The organism is Gemella sp. GH3 (genome assembly GCF_013415425.1).
GTDB lineage: Bacteria > Bacillota > Bacilli > Staphylococcales > Gemellaceae > Gemelliphila.
Genome location: NZ_JACBYC010000089.1, coordinates 1 through 22,137, shown reverse-complemented (window position 1 = coordinate 22,137; position 22,137 = coordinate 1). Strand labels below are relative to the sequence as shown.

Annotated in this window: 18 protein-coding genes and 1 tRNA gene; 7 read left to right on the top strand and 12 right to left on the bottom strand. The window is 29.1% G+C overall.

Annotation, left to right across the window (positions count from 1 at the left end; genetic code table 11):
- The first annotated feature begins 99 nt into the window (after positions 1-99).
- Complete coding sequence (locus tag HZY83_RS03165) at positions 100-1,257, top strand: MFS transporter (protein ID WP_179942629.1); 1,158 nt, start codon at positions 100-102, stop codon at positions 1,255-1,257.
- 233 nt (positions 1,258-1,490) lie between these two features.
- Entirely contained in the window at positions 1,491-2,093 is a 603-nt protein-coding gene (locus HZY83_RS03160) for a TetR/AcrR family transcriptional regulator (protein WP_179942628.1), read from the top strand.
- Positions 2,094-2,220: 127 nt separating this feature from the next.
- Here HZY83_RS03160 and adhE read toward each other — a convergent pair whose 3' ends face one another.
- The gene (adhE, locus tag HZY83_RS03155) at positions 2,221-4,878 is read right to left on the bottom strand and encodes a bifunctional acetaldehyde-CoA/alcohol dehydrogenase (protein WP_179942627.1); all 2,658 of its coding nucleotides are present in this window, start codon (positions 4,876-4,878) and stop codon (positions 2,221-2,223) included.
- A 453-nt stretch (positions 4,879-5,331) separates the two neighbouring features.
- On the opposite strand from adhE, the gene HZY83_RS03150 reads away from it, so the two are divergent.
- Both HZY83_RS03150 and HZY83_RS03145 read left to right on the top strand, forming a co-directional pair.
- Positions 5,332-6,486 (top strand): aminoacetone oxidase family FAD-binding enzyme, encoded by a 1,155-nt coding sequence (locus HZY83_RS03150; RefSeq protein ID WP_179942626.1) that lies wholly within the window; start codon positions 5,332-5,334, stop codon positions 6,484-6,486.
- 1 nt (position 6,487) lies between these two features.
- Positions 6,488-7,024 (top strand): flavodoxin family protein, encoded by a 537-nt coding sequence (locus tag HZY83_RS03145; protein ID WP_179942625.1) that lies wholly within the window; start codon positions 6,488-6,490, stop codon positions 7,022-7,024.
- Positions 7,025-7,124: 100 nt separating this feature from the next.
- Here the strand turns inward: HZY83_RS03145 and HZY83_RS03140 are convergent, their stop codons facing one another.
- From HZY83_RS03140 to HZY83_RS03120, 5 genes are all read right to left on the bottom strand, one after another.
- Positions 7,125-8,120 carry a Tle-like phospholipase domain-containing protein gene (locus tag HZY83_RS03140; RefSeq protein ID WP_179942624.1) on the bottom strand — a complete coding sequence of 332 codons (996 nt, stop codon included), beginning with the start codon at positions 8,118-8,120 and terminating at the stop codon, positions 7,125-7,127.
- A 370-nt stretch (positions 8,121-8,490) separates the two neighbouring features.
- A complete protein-coding gene (locus HZY83_RS03135; RefSeq protein WP_179942623.1) occupies positions 8,491-9,708 on the bottom strand; it encodes an ABC transporter permease in 1,218 nt (405 codons plus the stop codon).
- On the bottom strand, positions 9,701-10,612 hold the full coding sequence (locus HZY83_RS03130; protein ID WP_179942622.1) for an ABC transporter ATP-binding protein: 912 nt from the start codon (positions 10,610-10,612) through the stop codon (positions 9,701-9,703). Before HZY83_RS03130 ends, HZY83_RS03135 begins: the two co-directional genes overlap by 8 nt.
- Before the next feature lie 158 nt (positions 10,613-10,770).
- On the bottom strand, positions 10,771-11,637 hold the full coding sequence (locus tag HZY83_RS03125) for an ROK family protein (protein WP_179942621.1): 867 nt from the start codon (positions 11,635-11,637) through the stop codon (positions 10,771-10,773).
- Between the two features lie 266 nt (positions 11,638-11,903).
- Positions 11,904-12,809: a LysM peptidoglycan-binding domain-containing protein gene (locus HZY83_RS03120; protein ID WP_179942620.1), complete on the bottom strand. Its 906-nt coding sequence runs from the start codon at positions 12,807-12,809 to the stop codon at positions 11,904-11,906.
- Positions 12,810-13,151: 342 nt separating this feature from the next.
- On the opposite strand from HZY83_RS03120, the gene HZY83_RS03115 reads away from it, so the two are divergent.
- The 3 genes from HZY83_RS03115 (at position 13,152) to HZY83_RS03105 (ending at position 14,751) form a co-directional block, all read left to right on the top strand.
- Positions 13,152-13,874 (top strand): cytochrome c biogenesis CcdA family protein, encoded by a 723-nt coding sequence (locus HZY83_RS03115; protein ID WP_179942619.1) that lies wholly within the window; start codon positions 13,152-13,154, stop codon positions 13,872-13,874.
- A 22-nt stretch (positions 13,875-13,896) separates the two neighbouring features.
- The gene (locus HZY83_RS03110) at positions 13,897-14,457 is read left to right on the top strand and encodes a TlpA family protein disulfide reductase (RefSeq protein WP_179942618.1); all 561 of its coding nucleotides are present in this window, start codon (positions 13,897-13,899) and stop codon (positions 14,455-14,457) included.
- A 197-nt stretch (positions 14,458-14,654) separates the two neighbouring features.
- A tRNA-Sec gene (locus HZY83_RS03105) sits at positions 14,655-14,751 on the top strand.
- A gap of 39 nt (positions 14,752-14,790) precedes the next feature.
- Here the strand turns inward: HZY83_RS03105 and HZY83_RS03100 are convergent.
- The 6 genes from HZY83_RS03100 to HZY83_RS03075 all read right to left on the bottom strand — a co-directional run bounded on the left by HZY83_RS03100 (position 14,791) and on the right by HZY83_RS03075 (position 21,990).
- Positions 14,791-15,357 (bottom strand): TVP38/TMEM64 family protein, encoded by a 567-nt coding sequence (locus HZY83_RS03100; RefSeq protein WP_179942617.1) that lies wholly within the window; start codon positions 15,355-15,357, stop codon positions 14,791-14,793.
- A gap of 154 nt (positions 15,358-15,511) precedes the next feature.
- Positions 15,512-17,020 (bottom strand): TIGR04282 family arsenosugar biosynthesis glycosyltransferase, encoded by a 1,509-nt coding sequence (locus HZY83_RS03095; RefSeq protein WP_179942616.1) that lies wholly within the window; start codon positions 17,018-17,020, stop codon positions 15,512-15,514.
- A 43-nt stretch (positions 17,021-17,063) separates the two neighbouring features.
- A complete protein-coding gene (locus HZY83_RS03090; RefSeq protein WP_179942615.1) occupies positions 17,064-17,789 on the bottom strand; it encodes a rhodanese-like domain-containing protein in 726 nt (241 codons plus the stop codon).
- A gap of 31 nt (positions 17,790-17,820) precedes the next feature.
- Positions 17,821-18,567 (bottom strand): rhodanese-like domain-containing protein, encoded by a 747-nt coding sequence (locus HZY83_RS03085; RefSeq protein WP_179942614.1) that lies wholly within the window; start codon positions 18,565-18,567, stop codon positions 17,821-17,823.
- Positions 18,568-18,639: 72 nt separating this feature from the next.
- A complete protein-coding gene (locus HZY83_RS03080; protein ID WP_179942613.1) occupies positions 18,640-19,428 on the bottom strand; it encodes a rhodanese-like domain-containing protein in 789 nt (262 codons plus the stop codon).
- A 171-nt stretch (positions 19,429-19,599) separates the two neighbouring features.
- The gene (locus HZY83_RS03075; protein ID WP_179942612.1) at positions 19,600-21,990 is read right to left on the bottom strand and encodes an Ig-like domain-containing protein; all 2,391 of its coding nucleotides are present in this window, start codon (positions 21,988-21,990) and stop codon (positions 19,600-19,602) included.
- Positions 21,991-22,137: the final 147 nt, after the last annotated feature.

The following is a 22,137-nucleotide window of genomic DNA, read 5'->3' as shown; positions in this document are numbered from 1 at the left end:
AACTTATATAATACACATTAAAAATCAAGTTTAATTACTTGACCTATATATATTTTGAATGTAATCTATAATGTAATTAAATATACAAAGGAGATTTTTATGCCTCAGCAAAAAAATTTAAAAATTGCAATATTATCAATATCAATATTTTTAATGTCGCATTTAGCAATAGCACCAGCAATACCAAAACTTTATGAACTATATCATAACAATAACGAAAAATTAGGTCTTGCTTCTGTTGAAAGTCTGGTAACAATACCTGCATTAATGATTACAATCTTTGTAGTCCTTAGTAATTTTATTGTAGCTACAATAGGAAAAAAGTATACTACATTAATAGGTTTATCATTAATATTCGTATCAGGTATAGTATCATTCTTTTCAGCAAACTTTACAATTGTATTTATTTGTAGATTACTACTAGGGATAGGTATAGGTCTATACAATTCTATATCTATAAGTATTATTAGTGATTACTATTATGGCTATGAGCGTGATAACATGATAGGATATAGAACTGCTTTCTTAAACATAGGAAAAGCATTAACAACTTTTATATCTGGATATGCTATTATATTCGGTCCTAATTATGCGTTTTTAGTATATTTATTAGTCATTCCTGTATTTTTTATGTTTAATAATTATGTTCCTAATAAAAAAGAAGAAGCAAAAACATTTAAAAATAACTTTATATTCAACAAAAAAAATATACTTACTATGTTAGCAACTTTTTTAGTAGGTATTAGTTATATAGGTGTTACAATTAAAATACCTACTCTATTAGTAACCAAACACGGATTGGCTACTACAACTTCTAGCAATTTATTAACTATACTTGCTTTAAGTGGAATATTAAGTGGTTTTCTTTTCGGAAAATTTATAAAATATTTCGGTGATAAAACACTATTAATTATGATATCGTTCATGATTTTTGGAAACTTTATATTCACAATAACAACAAATATTATTGTATTATTCATAGCGTCCACATTGATAGGAGCTAGCTTTGTAGGAACTATGTCTTATATATTCTATTACATATCAAAAAACTTCAGAAAAGAACATATAAACTTTTCTATCAGTATGGCACTTACTGCAGGTAATATAGGGGTAATATTAACACCTTTAATATTAACTAAACTACTGGAAAGATTGAGTCTTGAATTATTCGTTACACCTTTCTATATTACTTCAGCATTGTCATTATGCAATATAATTATCTATTATTTCCTAGTAAAAGAAAATAAAAAAATATAATATATCTTCTAAAATCAAAAGTTACAAATGTTTTAACTTTTGATTTTAATTTTATATTAAAAATAAATATATTATAATTTTACAATCTATATATAGTAAATATTACTTTATATTATAATATAATATCTATAATTTTTATAATTACAGATTTAAAATAATTGATTAATTTTTTTGAAAGTGCTATAATTTCATTATAAAAGTTGAATAAGCTATAGTAAGGGGGGCAAACTACAGTGACATTAAACAATAAAACTAAGGAAAAAATTATAAAAGAAACCACAAAATTAATACAAAAACATGGTTACACGGAAACAAATCTACAAGATATTATAAAAAAATCAAAATCCCCAAAAGGAAGTTTATATCATTATTTCCCTAAAGGAAAAGATGATATTATTATTTCATCACTTGATAACATTAATATGGAATTTAACAAAAAATTTCAAAATTCAATAGATAAAAATTCTACATTAAAAGAAATATTAGAAAGCTTACTAATGGTATTTAAGACAAAAGAGAGAAGTTACGGAACGCCTAGTTTTCGTTTGACTTTGCTAGCATTAGAGACTATAGGGCAAGCTCCAGAAGTATCTAAAAAATGTGGAGAAATAGTACAAGAATGGCGAAACACTTTATCAGAAACTATAGAAAATATAGGTTTAAATAAAATTACAAGCCAAACTATAAGTACTTGGTTTTTCTCAATATTACAAGGAGCTATATGCGCTTCTGTAATTCATAAAGATACAACACATATGGATATAGTGGAGTCATCAATCAAGTTAATAGAAAACTTGAACGAAGAACAGCTAAAAGTAATATTTTCACCAAAATAAGTATAATATTTTCAAGGGAAAATGTCTTACATAATTATTATATCCTTAATAAAAAAGAGAGCAATTAGCTCTCTTTTTTATTACATTTACATTTTAATATTTAATTTTTATAGGAGTATCAAAGTATTTAAATTTTTTCTACGAATTTTTTCTCTCCGTAACCATCCCAAGCTGCTTCCATAATTCCTTCCATATCTTTAATCATCGCAAGACGTGGGTTAGCTGGTGTACATTGATCTTCGAAAGAATCGAATGCTAGTTTTTCTAAGCTAGCTTTATATTCTTTAAAGCCAATTCCTGATTTTGCAAAAGCATCATGCTCTTTGAATGCCATTGGACATCCTACTTTTCTACCTAGTTCATACACAGCTTGTGCATAAGATTCAACACCTTGTTCTGGAGTGTCTGCTTTTAGCCCTAACATTTTGGCAATTTCTTGATATCTTTCTGCCGCTTGATAATGTTCATATTTAGGCCATAAAGCTACTTTACCTGGTTTTGTACCATTATATTTAATTACATATGGTAATAACGTTGCATTGTTTTCACCGTGGACAGTATGGAATTTACCACCTATCTTGTGTGACATTGAGTGTGCTATTCCTAAGAACGCATTCGCAAACGCCATACCTGCTAAACATGATGCGTTATGCATTTTTTCTCTTGCATCTCTATCGGCTTCGTGAACTGATTTTTCTAGATTTTCAAAAACAAGTTTTATAGCTTTTAATGCTATTCCATCAGTATAGTCATTAGCCAAGATAGCTACATATGCTTCTGTTGCGTGAGTTAACACGTCCATACCAGTCGCTGCTGTCGCTCTTTTTGGCACTGTTAATACTAGGTTTGGATCTACTATTGCTACGTGAGGAGTTATAGCATAATCTGCTAGTGGATATTTTTTGTCATTTTCTTTATCCGAGATTACCGCAAATGGTGTTACCTCACTACCTGTTCCCGAAGTAGTAGGAATTGCAATAAATTTAACTTTTCCTAAACTTGGATATTTAACTGTACGTTTTCTTATGTCCGCAAATTTTTGTACTAATTCATTAAAGTCTGCATCTGGACGCTCGTAGAATAACCACATGATTTTCGCCGCATCTATTGGAGATCCTCCACCTAGTGCTACTATAGCGTCAGGCTTAAAGCTTTCCATAAGTTCTGTACCTTTTTTTACAGTTGTAATATCTGGGTTAGGCTCTACTCCATCAAACACTTGTACTTGCACTTTATTGCTTCGTTTGTTTAACTGATCTACTACTTTTTGGACAAATCCTAGTTTTACCATTGATTCATCAGTTACTATTACTACTCTCTCCAAACCCTCCATATCTCTTAGGTATCTTATCGCATTTGGCTCAAAATAGATTTTTGGTGGTACTTTGAACCATTGCATATTATTGTTTCTTCTCCCTATTAACTTTATGTTCAATAAGTTTACTGCTGATACGTTTCCTGATACTGAGTTTCTTCCGTAGCTTCCGCATCCTAGTGTTAGTGATGGGATAAATGCATTATAAACATCTCCTATTCCACCAAATGTTGATGGTGAATTCCACACTATTCTACACGCTCTTACTATTTCTCCGAACTCTTCTGCTACTTCTGCATTTTGTGTATGTATTGCTGCTGTATGCCCTAGTCCGTTGAATTCTACCATTTGTCTAGATTTTTCTAGTCCATCTTTTGTATCTTTTGATTTTATTACTGCTAATACTGGAGATAGTTTTTCTCTAGTTAATGGCTCGTTTACTCCTACTTCTGAACATTCTGCTGCTAGGATTACTGTTCCTTCTGGTACTTCAAATCCTGCTAGTTTTGCTATTTCTGTTGCTGGTTTCCCTACTATTACTGAGTTTAGTTTTGCTCCCGCACAGTCTTTTGATTTTGCTTCTACTCCAAATAGTAGTTTTTCTAGTAATGCTTTTTCTTTTTTGTTTACGAAGTATACTCTATGTGATTTCATTGTGCTTACAAATTCGTCATATAGTTCTTTGTCTACTATAGCTGCTTGTTCTGATGCACATATCATTCCGTTGTCGAATGCTTTACTTAATACTATGTCATTTACTGCTTGTTTTAGTTTTGCTTCTTTGTGAATGTATGCTGGTACGTTCCCTGCTCCTACTCCTAATGCTGGTTTCCCACATGAGTATGCTGCTCGCACCATTGCATTTCCTCCTGTTGCTAGGATTGTTGCTACTCCATCATGGTTCATTAAGGCATTTGTTCCTTCCATTGATGGTTTCTCTATAAATTGTATACAGTTCTCTGGTGCTCCTGCCGCTACCGCCGCATCTCTTACTATTCTTGCTGCTTCTTTTGAACATTCGTTTGCTGATGGGTGGAAGCTGAAGATTATTGGGTTTCTTGTTTTTAAACTTATTAATGATTTGAATATTGTTGTTGATGTTGGGTTTGTTGTAGGTACTACTCCACAGATTACCCCTACTGGCTCTGCTATTGCAACTAGCCCATCTACTTCGTCTCTATCTACTACTCCTACTGTTTTTAGCCCTCTCATGCTGTTTACTATATATTCACAGGCATATAGGTTTTTTGTAGCTTTGTCTTCTACTACTCCTCTTCCAGTTTCTTCTACAGCCGCTACTGCCAATGGCCCGTGTGCTGCTAAGGCTGCTACTGCTGCTGCTTGCACTATCTCATCTATTTTCTCTTGTTCTTTTATTTCTAAGAACTTCGATAATGCTTCTTGTGCTTTCTCTACTAGCACATTTACTTCTTCTACTGGGTTTATTGTTACTTCTTTTGCTTTTGCCATCTTATGACACTCCTTTTTATATTTTAAATAATATTAAGTAGACAAAGACTATCATAAAGTATAAAATAATAATTAGAAATCATTATCACTAAAAACAGTACTATATCACTTAAATCATTTTACACTTGTATTATAGCACAATGTTTTTTCTTTGTAAACTGTTGTTATATATCTGTTTTTTGAAAATAAATAATTTATTTATACTATATTTTCATTTATACATGTTAATTGAACAGTGAAACATAACTGTTTACATATCATTATATTTGTTTTGAGTATATTTTGATAGTTTGTTTTCATCTGTATATATAATAATCTTGCATATTGTTGTATAACTATAAATAAAATAAAATTAAAATAAAAATTTTTATTATTTATTTTTTATTTGTAAAATAGTGCTTTCTTTTTGCTTTTATATTTAAATTTAATACATAAATAAAGGATACTATTACTATGAGATACGATTTAATTATTATAGGAGCTGGTAGCTCTGGACTTATGATAGCTGATCAATTAAATAACACAAATTTAAAAGTACTACTGTTAGAAGGGAGCAAAAGGATAGGCACAAAACTTCTTATGACAGGCAACGGAAGATGTAACGTTCTTTCTAGCGACTCTCCTAGCGAGTTAGAAAAAGCTATTCATAACGGAAGATTCCTAAGAACAGCTTATCACAAATATGATTTACATAACTTCTTTAAAAAACATAAACTTCCATTAAAGCAAGAAAATAGACGCCTTTATCCTGCAAGCGAAAAAGCAAGAGATGTTGTAGAATGCTTTAGAATACATAATGTACACCTTCAAAAAAAACAAAAAGTTTCAGACCTTATATTCGAAAATAATAAAATTGTAGGCGTAAAAACTGATAATCAAGAATTTTACGGAAAAAATATTGTAGTTTGTGCAGGAGGAAAAAGTTATCCTCAAAGCGGAAGCGATGGCTCTATGCATAAAATATTAAAAAAGTACGGCGTTAAATTCACAAACATCTACCCTAGTGAAGTAGCTCTTAAATATCCAGACTTTGTAGGATTATCTGGACTTTCTTTAAATAAAGTAAAAATGTTTAATAAAAAAAGAAATTTTATAGGAAGTATTTTATTTACACATAAAGGAATAAGTGGGCCAGTTGCAATTAGTATGGGAGAATTTGTGGCGAGAGGAGAAGGAGATACATTTTTAGATTTCCTTCCAGATTATACAGAAGAACAACTATTTGACTGTTTATGGGAGGATAAAAATTACTTAAAAGATAAATTCCCTAAAAGATTTTATAGTCATATTATGCAATACTTCCCTACAACAAATCCTAATAAAAAAGAAATAAGAAAATTTATTACAAATAAAATTAAAAGATACCAATTTAACAATGTAATGACTTTTCCTATAGAATATGCATTTACAACAGCAGGAGGTGTTTCTCTAAAAGAAATATCCCCTAAAAACTGTGAACATAAAAGAATTAAAAATTTATACTTTGCAGGAGAAATACTAGATTTACACGGAGAAATCGGAGGTTACAATTTAATGATTGCCTGGTATACAGGTATGATTGTAGCAGATGCTATAAAAGATAAATTTAATATACCAGAGGGAGATTAATATGAAAATTTTATTAGCATATTCATCTAAAACTAAAAATACATATAAAGTTGCAAAAGCTATTTATGAGCAAATAAAAAATTTTGCTAACGTTGACTTAATAAATATTAAAAAAGCAAAAACAAAGCTATCAATGTATGATTTTTATATTTTAGGGTGTTGGACAGATAAAGGAACTGCCAACAAAAATATGATGAATTTTATAGAAACGCAAAATATAAGACAGAAGAATGTAGCTATCTTTATGACTTGTGGTGTTCCTGTAGAACATTATCACGCAAAAGATTCCATAAACAATTTTACACAATATATGACTAACTTAAACAACAATATTTTAGGATCATTTATATGTCAAGGAAAAATAGACCCTAAAATATTAATTGTATTCAAATTTCTAACGTGGCGAGACCCAAACTTTATACACAAAATTGACCAAACTATGCTTGAGTGGGTAGAAATATCAAAACCTCATCCTACAAAAACAGATTTATTAAATGCGCAAAATTGGATAAAAAGCCTTTTAGAAAAACATTACTAAAATTAATTGGTATATACTATTCAGTGTAGAAAAAATCTCTATACTGAATATTTTTTATTTATAAAAAATAAAAAACTAGAGATTAGTTTGTAACTTTTCTCTAATTTTCTTTATTATCTATCTTCTCTACTAAATAAAGGAAAAATTTGTTCATATCTATATCTTTAATTACATTTTCAAAAAATTTTCCGACTTTATCATTACCTAAAAATAACTCGAAAAAATATTCCAAAGATAATTTTCTATCTTGGGCAACATTTCTTAAAGTTAATGTCTCATCTCTACTTATAGAAACATAATTTTTAGCTAAGCTTTCTTTTGAAAAACTTTCTTTTGATATTATTTTTCTTATTATATCAACATTGCTTTGCTCCATTAGCTTCAAAGAGTGCCAGCCAGCCCCTTTTAAAATATAATTCTTTCCAACATATACAGCTTCATCCCCTAACAAACTCATCAGTCTGTTTAATATATCTTCCTCCGAAGAAAAATGAACTATTTCTCCTGTAAATTTCTCTATTTTTTTATTTATTTTTTGGATATTATTTCTATATTTTCTTATGCGTTTCGTATAGATAGTTCTATTATTATCGTTAACATCCATAAGTAAATCTACACCATCTTTTATATAAATAGGAGCAGAATTATATATATAGGTATGCTTCACATCAAATTCTATAGCGACTCTTTGTGCAATATTTCCTCCTAAGGAATGTCCAGTTAAAATTATATTATCTCCATATTTTTCTCTAGCATTTTTATAAAATCTAAAGCAAGGGAGATAATGACTACCTTGCCCCATTAATATTCCGTAAATATCCGTCTCTATATCTTTTTGTGCATCAGTATAAGGATTAGTACCAGTATAGGCTAATATATAATTTTCTTCTAAGTTATTATAAAATAATGTTCCACTACTACCTGTTTTCTCATCATAAAAGCTAGATAAATACTCTAAACAAACAGGAAAAGTCTTCAATTTCTTAGATGCATCTATATAATTATTTATCAACGTTTTGTTATGATTTAATAGTCTCATAGCCTCTACTTGATATGTCATTTTAGACGCACTAAGCGTTATTTCATAATTTTCCATTGAATTATCACCTTTATTAATTTTATCACAAAATTTTTATTATTTATTTTAAATATATTCTAACTTACCACACAAAGTTTGTCAAACAGTATTAACAACAAGCAAGTTATTCTATACTAAAAGATAAAAATTTAATTTATATCCAATTATCTCAAAACAATTATATACAACAACGTAATATTATAAAATTTTTAACATTAAAAAAGCCGATATCTTTTGATATCAGCTTTTTATTTTTGATTTGATATTCTATTTTATCAATAGTAAATATTTTATAGATACGCCCTATATTATTCAATATCGTTTATTTTTAATCTTTTATAAATAAACTAGCAACGACCAATAAAAATATTTACGTTATTTTATAATGCTATTTATTAAACATCATTTTGAAGAAACTTAATTTTTGTCCATATCTTAATGTTGCATTTCGATATATTTTACCAGATAATAAAGCAATAATTATAGTTGTTATAAGTAAAATCACATAAGATACAACAACTTCTAATAAAGGTAAATCACCTGATAGTCCGTAACGCGTTCCCATAGTAAAATATGATGTGAACGGAATATAAGATAAAACTTTAAACAATTTTGTATCATAATCCCACATAAGAGAAACATTAGCCATAAAAGATGCAATAAACATAATCATAGGCAATGTAATTACTGTATTAACTTCCTCTATACGACTAACTAAAGAACCACAAGCCGCAAACAAGAACATAAACATAATTATACCTGTTAATGCAAATAATAACCAAACTGCTATAAATGTGTAATCCATATTTTCCAAAACATTTTTTATAACATTAGAATAATTATCAATATTAATTTTCAACCCTATAAAAACTGTACCTAAAAGAGCAACAATTTGCATTAACGCTACCGAACAAAAAGCAAGTACTTTACCTAATATTAAAGTGGTAGGTTTTACACTAATTACTAGAAGCTCCATTGCTCTATTAGTTTTTTCACGAGCAACATTTGAAGCAAGCGTTGAACCAAACATAATAATCAGAATATATAGTACAAAAGATAACACATAGATAGAAAATGCTTTTGATGATGTTTGCACTCCATCTTCTCCCGAAACAGCCACAACATTTACTTTTGGTACTGATACATTAACTGATTGAACTTTCATATAATCTAAGTTGTTTTGTTCGTAAATATATTTCTTAACAAAATTATCAAATATACTAATAAATTGACTATTATTTCCTGTTAGAGAATTTGATTTAACTAAATAGTCATAACCATCTTTCGTAAAAACTATAGCTTCTTCTATTTTACCATCTTTAATATCTTGTTCAAGAGTAGATAGATCAGAATATTCTTTCGCTTCTTTTAAATAAGACTTATCTATATTAAAGTTATCAACATCTTTTACTATATAAGCGCTACGCTCAAAATTGTTATTAGAACTTGTACTATCAGAAGAGAATATCCCATTATCTTCAAATAAACTTGGTACAAAAGTAGCTCCAAAAGCCAATATTATGTAAATAGCAAAAGTTATAATAGTAGTTTTCTTAATTAAAAATTGCTTAAACTCAAATAAAAAAACAGTTAATAAATTATTCATCTAAATCACCTACTTTCTCTACAAATATTTGTTCCAAACTAGGTTTATAAAGTTTAAATTCTTCTATATCTACATCACTTTTAGCTAAATAATTAACGAAATTATTTTTACTATTTGAAGATACATAATCTAATAATAACGATTTATCTTGAATAGAAAAATCTATCCCTAAATTTTCTTTATTTAAAATATTTTTCAAATCATTTTCATTGTAGTTAGATGCTTTAAGTATCATTCTACCATGACCATATTCTTTCTTAATTTCTTCTAGACTACCACTCAAAACAATTTTACCTTTTTCTAGTAAATTAATATCTTCACAAAAACTTTCTACTACTGGCATCTGATGAGAAGAGAAGATTACTAATTTATCTTTAGCAATAGCTGAATTAATTACTTCTTTTAACTTTCCTACATTAACTGGATCTAAGCCACTAAAAGGCTCATCTAATACCAAAATATCAGGATTATCAATAATACATTGAATAATTTGAACTTTTTGAGCATTACCTTTCGATAAAGTTTTTAATTGCTTTTTGTTATCTTCTAACTCAAAAAACTCTAACCATTTTTTCGCTTCTCTAGTAGCAGAACTTCTGTCCATACCTTTTAGCATACCAAAATATACTAATTGATCTACTAGTCCAACTCCATCATACATTCCTCTTTCTTCTGGTAGATAACCTATTTTAATGTCTCTTCTATTTATAGGTTTCCCGTCTAATAATATTTCTCCTTTGTCTGGTCTGAAAATATCTAATAATAACCTAAAACTCGTAGTCTTTCCACTACCATTACGACCCAAATATCCATTTGCTACACCACTTTTGGCAGTAAAATTAACTCCTTTTAAGACTTCTTTGTCACCAAAACTCTTATAAATATTTTTATATTCTAATATCATTGTCATCCCTCCCATCATCCTATTATACATTTTTTATTTAATTTTTTCAATATATATATATATATATATATTGAAAACGATTATCTGTACAAAAATTAATAATAAAAAGGTGTTTAACCATTAAAAACATTATTATTAAACACCTTAATAATTTCCAGTTATTTATTTTTTATAAAAGGACTAATAGCTCCGTACAAAGCAGCCTCATTCCCTAGCTTTGCTACTAGAAATTTAGTTTTATTAATCTTTATTGGATTTAGTTCACGAACTTTATTTTCAATCAAATTTAATAAATAATCACCTTGACGTGATATAGCACCACCTATAACTACATACTTAGGATCTAATATTAACAACATATCTACTATACCTTCTGATAGGTGAAAAATCCACTCATCTAATAATTTTAGAGATTTTTCATCATTAGCTCTACACAGTTCGAAAAATTCTTTTACAGATAAATTTTCATCAATTTCTCTTCTTATTCTTCTTTCCAAAGCAATAGTAGATGCTCTTTGCTCATAGTTTGTTTTTGTAACAAAATCATAACGTGCCTGACCTATCTCGCCCGCACTAAAATTAGATCCTTGTGGTAATTCATTCAAATAATAAGCTCCACCTATTCCGGTACCTAAAGTTAGACAAAAAACTTCACTTAATCCTTGAGCTGCCCCTAACCATTGTTCTCCCAATAACGCACAATTAACATCATTATCAGCATAAACCTTAACACCTAATTTATCTCCTAATTCAGTTTGAAAATTAGTGCCAACATAATTTAGTATATTAAGACCAGAGCTAATAATTTCTACTTTATTTACATCTACAACTCCAGATGTAGAAATACCTATATATTTAAAATCAAAATTCTCTTTTATAGCCTTCGCTATACGATAAATTTCATCAACTATTCTCAAAGTTTTATTATCTGGGGTTTTGCATACCTCATGAAGAACAATCTTGTACTCATCATTAATTACCGCAAATTTTATTGTAGTTCCTCCTACATCCACTCCTAAATACATAATATTCTCCTTTTTTAATAATATAAAACTATTATACAACATTTTAAAAAAATTGACTATATACCTTTTATTTAAAAAGATTTATCTTATAATTTATAAAATATCTCTTCAAAAGTAATATTATAACAAAATAATTTTTAGAAATTATAATATAAGACGTATAAAGTTAATATATGCAAATTATACAAATAAACTTATCTAACAATAGAAGAATAAAAAAAGACACTTCAAATGATTGAAGTATCTTTTTTTTATTTGTTTTTTTATTAGTGTACACGGATAAACACTGGTCCACTACCTACATAAGCACTCGCTGTTACAGTTTGGTTTCCATTCCATCCACCGTGGATAGCTTGTCCATTACCTGCATAAACTGCGATATGAGCTAGACCCATCCCTCCATTTGCATAGTAAATTAAATCTCCTGGTTGTGCTTGATCAGCTGACACTACAGTTCCTAAACTTAAGTATCCTGCTGGCCAGTTGTGATAGTTAATTCCTACTGATCCTAAAGCATTAGTTACCAACATAGTACAATCTTGATATACTCCTAATTGCGATACAGCTGCTGCATAAATAGACGCTGCTTTATTTCCTGATGCTACTGGGGCAACTTGTTGTGCTGCTCTAGTTTGTACTTCTGGAGTAGCCGCTACTGGCTCTGCTTGAGGTGCTTGTTGTACAGCCTCAACCGGTTGTTGTTCTTGTTTAGCAACAACTGGTGCTTCCTCTTTCACTTCTTCAGCTACTGGGGCAACTTCTTTAGCAACTGCTTCTTTACTTACATTTAAAATTTGACCAACCATTATTACATTTGGATTTTCAATACTATTGTTTGCAACTAGAACATCAACTGTAGTTCCAAATTGATTAGCAATCTTGAATAAAGTATCACCTAGAACAACTTTGTATTCTCCACCATTAACTTCTGCTTGAGCTACTTGTGTTGCAGTCGTTTGGAAAGAAAGTTGATCTCCTGGGAAAATTAAACTACTTGTCAAATTATTATCTTTCATAAGTTGATCAACTGTAGTTCCATTATTCATAGCTATATCCCAAAGTGTATCACCTGATTTTACAGTATAGATATCTGCATCAGCTAATGCCGTATATCCTAATGCTATTGTCGAGACAACTGCTGTCCCTGCTACTATTTTATTTAACTTGCTCATGTTTTTTATAATCTCCTTAAAATATCTCAATTAAAAATTTTTTCTTTTTTCATAATATCAAATACAAAAGCCGACAACTATACACATAGTTCAGCTACAAATAACATTCTAGTATACTTTTTTATCTTTTTCAATAGTTGTAACAACATTGTAATACTAGTGATATTATTCTGAAACACGAAGTATATCCTGTCACTTTTATGTAATTTTGAAAAATAACATTAAATTCCTTATCTTAATATTTACAAAAAACCGTAAATATACAATGTATAACGCTTTATTTTTTTGAGAATTTAGTTTATTATTAAATTATAAAATAATTAATTTAATGGAGAAATTAAAGTGGATTTTCAAAACATAAAGCTATTAGCTGTATTTATAGAAGGTGTATTATCGTTCTTCTCCCCTTGTGTAATTCCTATTATTCCCATTTATTTAAGTATCTTAGCAGGAAAAAGAGAGAAAACTAATGACGGGAAAACAGAATTAAATGGTAAAACAACGATTATAAATTCAACTCTTTTCATTATAGGTATTTCTACAACATTTTTTATCTTAGCATTTGCAACTAGCTTTATTAGTTCAATACTGCAACAACATATTACAACCGTGAAATACATCAGTGGAATTATTATAATTTTTATGGGATTATTGCAATTAGGTGTAATAAACTTACAATTTTTCAAAAGAGAATTTTCTTTGAAAAGAAAATTTAAAGTCCAAAGAAAAATTCAAGGTGCAAATCCTGCGTTATCATTTATTATGGGATTTACATTTAGTTTTTCGTGGACACCTTGTATTGGTCCAATATTAGCTAGCGTCTTTTTATACGCAAGTACTCATACAGGTATACTTAGTTATCTTCTAATAATAATTTATTGTTTAGGATTTATTTTACCATTTATTATAGTAGCAATATTTGCCTCATCTATATTAAAAATTCTAAAAAAACACAACAAAATATTAGACTATACCATTATAATATCAGGAATTATTTTAGTGATTATAGGTATTTCTATTCTTACAGGATCATTTCAGGGATTTATAGCAAAATATATTTTCTAACTCACAGTAAAGGAGACTATATATGAACAAAAAAATTTTATTACCGATAATTATAAGCAGTTTATTTCTAACTGCTTGTTCAAACAATAAAGTAGAAAATGATATAAAATCTACAAACAATAAAGAAGAAGTAACCAAAAATATAGCATATAAATTTACCGCAAAAGATATTGATGGAAATGATGTTAAATTGAGCGATTTCGAAGGTAAAAAAGTATATATTAATGCATGGGCCAGCTGGTGCGGACCTTGTATAAAAGAACTACCAGAATTAGAAAAAGCATATCAAGAATTAAAAAATAGAGACGATATAGTATTTTTATCTATGACATTCCCTAATGACGAAGGATTTAATAATGCTATCGGAAGTAACGACTCAAAAAAAGAAATAGTAAACAAAATCAATACTTTTAAAATTACTTACCCTGTGTTATTCGACACTAATGATAGATTTAACGTTAACTATAGCATAAGATCTTTTCCTACACATATATTTATAAATAGCGATGGAACAATTAATACTAAGACTATTGGCTCTTTAAACAAGGAAATTCTTATAGAAAATATAAAGAACTTAAAATAAAATTTTAAGTTCATTTAAGTTTTACGTTATATAATACGAATTGTCTAAATAATTAATTTTATTTAGAAAACTTCATAAACTTTCCTTTTCTAGGTAGAAGATTATACTAGTTATATCTTCTACCGATTTTTTTATATCTCTAAAAGTTTGTATTGATTTAACACAAATTTTCTTGTATAATTATTGTATAGGATTTCGGGAGTGGATGAGTTCTGGTGTGCTCTCTAGTCTTCAAAACTAGTATGAGGGGTTAGGAGCCTCTTGGGTGGGTTCGATTCCCACACATTCCCGCCAAAATGTCTTTATTAATAGAGGTACACTTTACGTGTACCTCTATTTTTTATTAAGCTCTCTTTTCTCAACTATTTTTGAAATATAAATAGATCCCCCCGTCAAAAGCAATACTAATATTGTCGATAATAAAAATTCTATACTCCAAATATTAGTAGACGCTGCTCCAAAATTCAAAAATACAATAGTCCCCGGTATAATACCTAAAACACTAGCAATCATATACTTAGTCAAACTTATATTAGTAAGTCCAAATCCATAGTTTATCAAATTATAAGGAACAAGGGGAATAAGTCTCAAAATAACTAAACTAACCATTAATTTTTCATCACTAACATTAAAAATTTTTTCATGTTGTTTTGGTGTTAATCTCTTAGTCAGTAATTTTTTTACATAATCTCTTCCAAATTTTCTAGATATGATAAACATCAAATAGCAGTTTATACTAGCCCCTAGAAAAGTTAAAATACTTCCTTTTACAAATCCAAATAATACTCCTCCTACAACAGCTAAAATAGGTACCGGAAAAAAGAATATTGGAAATATAGAAAATATTAATAAATAAATTATGGGAGAAAAAACTCCAAAACTCGCAATAAAATCTTGCATAACACCCCTCTTTTCTTTTATTTATATCACACTTTAAATATTGTATATTAATAACATACTCATAAATGTTGCAAACTTAAATATTAATAAATAAATTTATTTTTAATAATGAAATATAATATCACAAATTTTCTAATATAAAATTGTATAGTAACTAAATAAAGTAACTTTCAAGCATTTCCAAAAATTTGTAATCCAAGTAACTACGTATTTTATTAAAAGTGTAATCATCAGTTAATATTTTTTCTCTTAATGTATATTCTTTATAAGCCATACTACACCACGTAATACCTCTTAAACAAGTAAAAATAAAATATTGTTCAAACTTCTCCCTAGAAAAATGTCTATAATTACTATAATCTTCCAAAAAGTCATCAATTTCTGTTAAACTAAGTATTTTGTCTGTTTTCCAAAATGTTGTTGTTGGTGCTAAAAAGTGTGCAATATCCTGTTCACATTCTCCTATAAGTGATTTTTCCCAGTCTATAACATAACTGTCTTCCTTAGCCTTACCTATTATAAAGTTTCCAGAGTTAAGCTCTGTATTTATAATACATTGATTACCTAAAATATAGTTATCCTTTAATTTATCTTTACAAACTTCTAAAAATCTTTTTAAATATGTTTTTACTTTTAAATCTCCTTGTTCCCATAATAAATAGTGATTAGCCATATTTTCACATTCTTCATACATTAGTTTAAATGGATTTTTCGCCAATATAAGTTCGTTTTTTAGCGAATACTTATGATTATGAATTTTACTCAATAAATAAGAGGCAATTTTCATATCTTTATTGTAATCCAAAGGTCTTCCTTGCAAATACTCCATAGTCAAATACTTATAAGGTATCAATTTAGGTGATTCTTCTAAACTATAAACTTTAGGAGTTACACCACTATCTTCTAATAATTTCAAAGTATGATATTCATAAGCCATTTGATTATCTAAATTCATCTGACTTTTCATATTAAGTCGCAAAACTCTTTTTTCTACAATATCATAATCATAAAGGAAATTTATATTATATTCTCCTGCTCCTAGCAATGCCACATTTTTGAAGCCCGTTTCATATGCTAACAAATCTTCTTTAGTATCTATATCTAGACATTTTTCGCCTACGTAGTACGTAATATTATTTTTTTCAAAAGAATTAATAGTTTTTGAAAAAACTGTTTCTGTTCCATACTCTGATAGAGAAAAAATTTCTTCTTTCAATTTTCTAAGTCCTATCAAATAATATCCGCCATCAAAAGTTGGATTTATTACCGCTTCATTATTATTAAGTTTATTAAAGGCTGTTTCTATCATTTCTTTGGAAATATTTACTATATCTGAACCTATTAAAATTGTTTTTTTATTGGGATACAATTTCTGAACATCGTTGAAAGCATTGTACATTTTTTCCCCTAACGTTTTTCCTCTTTGATAAAAAAATATATCTTCTTGTACACTTAATAAATCTGACATATATTTATCATCTTCTTTATTTCCATCGTGGTATACAACTACCTTAAAATTCCATTTTATTAGGTTAGAAAAAATATTTTTTAACATTTTTTTTTGAATTTCTACCGCATCTTTTGGGGTTAGAAAATCATAAAGTCTAGTCTTTGTACTCCCTTCTTTAGGTACTCTAGTAAATAAAATAACTATTTCTGTCATATTAAAATAAGGGACTTAAAGTCCCCTACCTCCTTATTATATTTTAAAATTTGTAATCAAATTCTTTTGTTCCATCTAAAGCATTATTAACATTAGTATATCCTAAATCAACTAACTTTTGAGCAACTACTCCTGATCTATTACCACTATAACAATAAGTGTAAATAGCTTGATTTTTATCTTCTGGAAGAATTTTTTCAATGTCACCTAAATTGTCTGGATCAACATTTTTAGCATCTTTCACATGTGATTTTTGATAATCAGAAGATTTTCTAGCATCCAAGAACAATCCTTTTTCTTCTGTTATTACTTTTTGGAAATCTTCTCCCAAAATATTATTATATTTTACCAATTTATAATCTGTGTACTCTTTTACTCCTTTGGCATTTGTTACATCTTTAAATCCTTCTGCAATTAATATATCTGCTGCTTCTTTACTTTTCTTACCGCTATTACAATAAAGAATCACTGGCTTTTCTTTCCAAAATTTAATCTTATCTATGTTAGACTTAACATCTCCCACAGCTATATTAATAGCGTGTTGCAAATGACCTGCTTTGTACTCTTCTTCAGAACGAACGTCTATAACAAGATACTTCTCTTTCTTATCTTTATCATTTTGAATCTTAGCCAACTCTTCTCCACTCATCTCTTTTATAGTTCCTGAACTAGAACTATTTGTCGAAGAATTAGAAGAAGTAGAGCATCCTACAATAGTTATTACTAATACTAATATTACTACACTAGCAAATATTTTTTTTATTTTCATAATATATTCTCCTTTTATAATTTTTTATTATTTAAAATTCAAAATTATAATAGTCTGTACCTGACAATGAATTAATCACATTAAAATACCCTAATTCTACTAACCTTTGTGATACAACTGTTGCTGTATTTTTATTATAAGAATATACATAAATGTAAGTATTTTTATCACTAGGTAGAACACTCACTATATTATCTAAATTGTCAACATCTATATTTTGAGAATTTTTTATATGTCCTTTATTATAATCTGCCTGAGTTCTAACATCTAAAACTAATCCATCTTCATTTGCTAGCATCTGCTGAAAATCTTCTCCTATAACATTAACATATTTTTCAAATTTGTAATCTGTGTATTCTTTGACACCTGGTGCTATAACTAGATTTTCTTTGTCAAACCCTGCATCTACCAACATCTTAGCTGCATCTATACTCATAGTTTTTTTATGACAATAAAAAATTATCTTCTTATCTTTGTATTGCTCTAATTTAGAAACATTATTCTTAAATTCTTTAAACGGTATATTTAGAGCATATTTTAAATGACCTTTTTTATAATCCTCATTTGATCTAGTGTCAACCAATATATAATTTTCTGTATCAAAATTTGTGTCCTGAATTTTTTGTAATTCCTCCCCTACTATTTCTTTAAATTTTATTTCTGAACTTTTATTAGATACATCAGAATTATGATTATGTTTGTCATCTGTTGAACAAGCCGACAAATTTATAGCTATAGTAGATAAAAATAACAAGGTCATTATTTTTCTGAATTTCATTGGATACTCCTATATAATTTTATAATTCTCAATTAAATTGTATCATAACAGAAAATCGATTTCAATATTTTTTTAAAATTTGAATTGAGTTTCTTTAGTTCCATCTATAGATATAGTTAAATTATTATATCCTAATTTTTGTAAATACTCTGCAACAATTACTGAACGATCTCCCGTATAATCGTATAGATAAATAGCCTTAGATTTATCACGTGACAACTTATCTTCTATATTATCAAGATTATTATGATTTACATTAATTGCATTCTCTACATGCGATTTATTGAAATCTTTTTCATCTCTACTATCTATAAATGCTTCTTCTTTCTTATTTATTATTTTTTGAAATTCTGACCCTATTAAATTCTTATATATAACATAATTATAAGAAAATTCATCTACGCCTTGCGCATTATAGACATATACAAAGCCATCTGCTAATAATTCTTCTGCTAAAACTCTTGTTTCTTCTTTGTTGTGACCATAAATAATAACTTTTTCAACATCACGTATTCTTCCTATTAAGTTTTTAAAGTTATCTGCTGGCATATTTATAGCATATTTTAAATGACCTTGTAAATATTCTTCTTCTGATCTAGTATCTACTACAAGGTATCTTTCTTTTTCAACTTTATCATTTTCTATGCTTATTAATTCTTGCCCAGTCATATCATATATTTTAGGTTCTATTTTTTCATCTCCTTCGCAACAGCTTAACGACTTGGGTCTTTCTTTATTATCTGGATCTATAACCTTATTATTTTGTTCAGTATTATTTCCCTGTTTTTTAACTTCTTTACTATTATTTGAACAACCAGATAAGACAACAAATACTAATAAAAATAAAATTTTTTTCTTCAAAATATTCTCCTTTTTTGTAAATTGCAATCCCCTACAATTATTTTATCACAAATATTACATATTATAAATACGCTTACTGTTTTTAACAATATATTTTATAAAATTTATATAAAAATAGTGATAAGGTTTCTTATAAATTAAATTCCTTATCACTATTTATTAATTATTTAATTATTGTCTTTTTTTTCTAATGTAAAGTGCCGCTAACATTAGTCCTAATCCTACTACTGATGTTGTAGCTGTTGAGTTTACTCCAGTATTAGATAATTTTTTCTTGATTTCTTCATCTTTCGTTCCTGGATTACTTGGTGTTTGTCCTCCCGGATTCGGTGTTGGTGTCGGGTTTGGGTTTGGTTCTGGATTTGGTGTTGGGTTTGGATTTAGTTCTGGATTTGGCGTCGGGTTTGGATTTGGTTCTGGATTTGGCGTTGGTGTTGGATTTGGTTCTGGATTTGGCGTTGGTGTTGGGTTTGGTTCTGGATCTGGTGTCGGCGTCGGTGTTGGGTTTGGTTCCGGTGTTGGATCACATCCACATTCACCATCTTTACCTGGATCCCCCTTATCTCCTTTATCACCTTTTTCTCCTGGATCTCCTTTGTCTCCTTTGTCTCCCTTCTCCCCTGGATCTCCCTTGTCTCCTTTGTCACCTTTCTCTCCTGGATCTCCCTTGTCTCCTTTATCACCTTTCTCTCCTGGATCCCCCTTATCTCCTTTATCACCTAGATCTCCCTTGTCTCCTTTATCACCTTTCTCTCCTGGGTCTCCCTTGTCTCCTTTTGTAATAACAGGCACTACCGTACCATCAACTGCAGCACTAACATTTTTATCTTTCTCTGTTTGTGTAACAGAAACATTATCACCTTTTTCTAATAATGCTGTTGATGGAACATCTACTGACCATTCTCCATTCTCATTAACTGTTGTAGATACTGTTGACTTATCTTTAAAAGTAACAACTATGTTAGAATTAGGAATACCTTTACCTGAAACAGTACTTCCTCCTTCAATTAATGCATTAATAATTGGATTTTGTGAAATCTCTTCTTTTTTCGGCATTACTGTTGCGTCTACTGATGAACTAGGGTTTTTCTTTTCCTCAACTTGTTTAGCAGATACTACTTGACCTACACTTAACGGTGAAGTAGAAGCTACTGACCAAGTTCCATCTTCTTTAACTATTGTATCTACTTTATCACCATTAGGTAATGTTACTGTTATAGTTGCTCCTGCAACACCTATTCCAGTTGCAGTAGTACTTCCTTCTGTTATAGGGTTAACTATAGGCTCTGTAGACGTTGCTTTTTCTATAGGTCTATATTTAGCATAATAAATTAAATCTTTATTGACAGTTGTGCCTAAAATATTTTCATTTGGTACAACATTTGTTGTTGGATCTACGTACCAACCGATAAATTCATATCCTTCTTTTGCCTCTGGCACCGGCAGAGCGTCTAATACAGTTGACAATTTAACTTTTCCTTCAATTTGTCCTGTTACACTAGCTCCTCCATTAATAGTTCCTTTATCTAAATCTGTTGCGAATGTAACATTATATCTCGGATATGTAAAGATTGCACGAAGTTTAACATCTCCTTTAACATAAAGGTTTAGCGCTTCAGCTTCACTAAGTATCTGACCAGCTAATTCAGGATATGCCTCATTCATACTTTCATCAACTCCCCAACCTACAAATTCGTATCCATAGGCTTGTTCTTCTTCTGTTAATGAAGGTCTAGGTAATGCATTAATTACATCATTAGGGTGATCTCCAAAAAGTATACCTTTTAAAGTAGCAAAACGATTATCATTTTGTTCAAAGTAAGATAACCCTCCTTCAAAAAGATTAAGATCTTTTCCGAAGTCTATCACTCCACCAGTTGTTCCTGGCAGTTGGAAGCTACCTATACGTGTAGCTAAATCAAGTGCATAAGAATTACGTACAACTGCAAATAAAACATCAGAGATAGGCGTTGTATTTCCTTGATCATCTAATTCTGGATTTCCTAAGCGATCAATTTCTACTTGCCCTTGAACTGTTACAACTCCATCTTTAACTACAATTGCATTAGAGCGGTTTGATGATTGGAAAGGTACACTGAATTTTTGTAATGCTGGTAAATTTAATACAGTATGTGGTACCCCTACTAAGTTAGTGTCTCCTATCTCTACATAATATGTTCCGTCACTTACCTCATCAAAGCTAAAGTCTCCTAATGTTCCATTAGCTCCCGAGCTAATTTCTTTAATAACATTTCCTGATTCATCTAAAAGACGAACAGTAACACCTGTATATCCTGTTAATTCGCTAGCTCCGTTAGGAATAGATCCTTGACTACCAGTGAATAAACCTGTGTTATATTGACGTGCGTTCGCATTGTCCCATATTTTTACTTCTCCAGAAATAACTGCTTTAGTAACTGGATTTTCGTCAGCAGCATAGGCAACTACATTATTTAAAATAGTTATTTCTTGATTTGCAACACTTACAGCTGTAAATCCTAATGTTACCGAACATAGCCCTACAGCATATTTTCTTAATGAAAACTTTTGTTTTTTTCTCATAAAATTCCTCCAACCTTAATTGAATCATTAATTTATAAATAATTTTATCAATATAATTATAAATAGTCAATAAAAAAGATGCATATACATTCAAATCAATATTTTAATATACAAAATATTGATTTACTTATTTTACTAAAATATTAT